1 protein-coding gene is annotated in these 1756 nt (G+C 71.8%); it reads right to left on the bottom strand.

Annotation, left to right across the window (positions count from 1 at the left end; translation table 11 throughout):
• Positions 1-27: 27 nt before the first annotated feature.
• Complete coding sequence (locus PKH97_RS16390; protein ID WP_324388673.1) at positions 28-1599, bottom strand: proton-conducting transporter membrane subunit; 1572 nt, start codon at positions 1597-1599, stop codon at positions 28-30.
• Positions 1600-1756: the final 157 nt, after the last annotated feature.

Genomic DNA, 1756 nt, shown 5'->3' with positions numbered 1-1756 from the left:
CCCACCCCATTGGGTGAGGCGGACGGGTCAGCGCATCGCGAGGGTAAAGAGCAGGCCGGGGGCGACGCTGAGGACCGCCAGCAGGGATGCGCTCAGGGCGAGCGCGACCAGCAGGCCTGGGTCGAGGCGCACCCCGTCACGCTCGGCGCTCGACGTCTCACCGGAGAACCTGGGCTCGGTGTCCACCGCCGAAGCAGCGCGAGCAGAAGAGGCACCGACGCTCCCGGCCGGGCGCAGGGCGATCAGCAGCCAGCGCAGGTAGACGGCGATACCCAGCACCACATTCGCAATCGCGGCGGCGACAAGCCACCAGTGCTGCCCCCCGACCACCGGGCGTAGTGCCACGACCTTGGCCAGCACGCCGATGAAGCCCGGCGGCAGGCCGGCCAAGCACACCAGTGCGAGGCCCAGCACTCCTGCCAGCCACGGCCGGGAGCGGGCCAGGCCTGCGTAATCGGCCAGTCGCCGCTCCCCCGCACCCTCATTCGCCGGTGACAAGACCGCCACAACGGCGAAGAGGGCCAGGGTGGCCACGGCATACATCCCGAGGTAGCCGACCGCCGCACCGACGCCCTCGGCGCTCAGCGTTGCCACAGGCAGCACCAGCCAGCCGCCCTGCGCGATCGTCGACCAGGCCAGCAGACGCACCGGATCGTCGCAGCGCAGCGCCACGAGATTCCCCAGCGTCATCGACGCCACCGCAATGATCCCGAGCACCACGAGGATCGATCCTGAGCGCGTCGCATCCTCTCGAGCTAGGACGATCGCCGGCTGGAGCAGCACGACCAGACCCGACAGGGCGGCCACCTTGGAGGTGGTCGCCAGGAGCGCGGCGATCGGCTCATCGCACGTCACGAAGGCCCCCGGCGTCCACGCGTGGAAAGGCACCGCGGACAGCTTGAAACCCAACCCCGCGATCAGGAACAAGGTAGCTAACAGCTGTGCCCGATGCGGCGGCGTGTCCTGCCACGCCCACTCGACGCTCGTCGCCGAGAAGGTCGGATCGCCGGTGGCCAGAATCCACAGGCCCAGCCCGACCGCCAGCAGCGCAAAGGAGGTCAGCGACACCATGAGCAGCGACAGCGCGCCGCCGTCGGCGCCGGGCGCGCGGGACAAGGCAATGAGGGCGATGGCCGGGAGGGTCGCCAACTCGATCGCGATCAGCCACGTCGGCAGGTCCCGGGTGGCAGGCACCAACGCCGCCCCGGCCGTGGCGGTCAGCACAAGCGCCACCGTTACCGCCGGCCCGCCGCGCTGACCCCGATCGACATGCACCGTCCCGGGCCCGAGCATCAACAACACCAGCAGGGAGGACGTCAGCGCGACAAGCTGCAGGGTTACCCCCCACGACGTGGCCTCGTAGAAGCAGCGCGCCGACGGGCCCGGCAGACACAGGGTCCGCGTCGGCTCGGCGCCGCGGGACACGGCATACGGCAAGGCGCCGATGGCGCACCCGAGCGCCACCAACCCCACGGGCAGATGCACTCCACGCGCCCGCGGCGCGAGCGCATCGAGCACCAACACCAGCAGCGCACCGCAGGCCGGCGCGAGCACCGGAGCCAGCACCCACCAGTCGAGCGTCACCAGGGTCGCGGTCATGGGGTCACCGCTCGGATCGCCAGGGCCGGAACGACGAGCGCCGGCCAGAGGCCCAGCACGATGGTGGCCGCCACGAGCGCGAGGCACACGCTGCGCTCCGCCCACGTCCAGTCGCCCGCCCGGTCCCGGGGCGCCTCATCGCCGGCCCACACGATCC

This window comes from Nostocoides sp. (genome assembly GCF_035343835.1).
GTDB lineage: Bacteria > Actinomycetota > Actinomycetes > Actinomycetales > Dermatophilaceae > Nostocoides_A > Nostocoides_A vanveenii.
Note: the sequence above shows the minus strand (reverse complement) of the source record. Positions and strands in the feature narration are given on the sequence as shown.

Excerpts from the sequence above, each read along its gene's own strand:
- PKH97_RS16390 (WP_324388673.1), bottom strand. The coding sequence starts at position 1,599 with ATGACCGCGACCCTGGTGACGCTCGACTGGTGGGTGCTGGCTCCGGTG.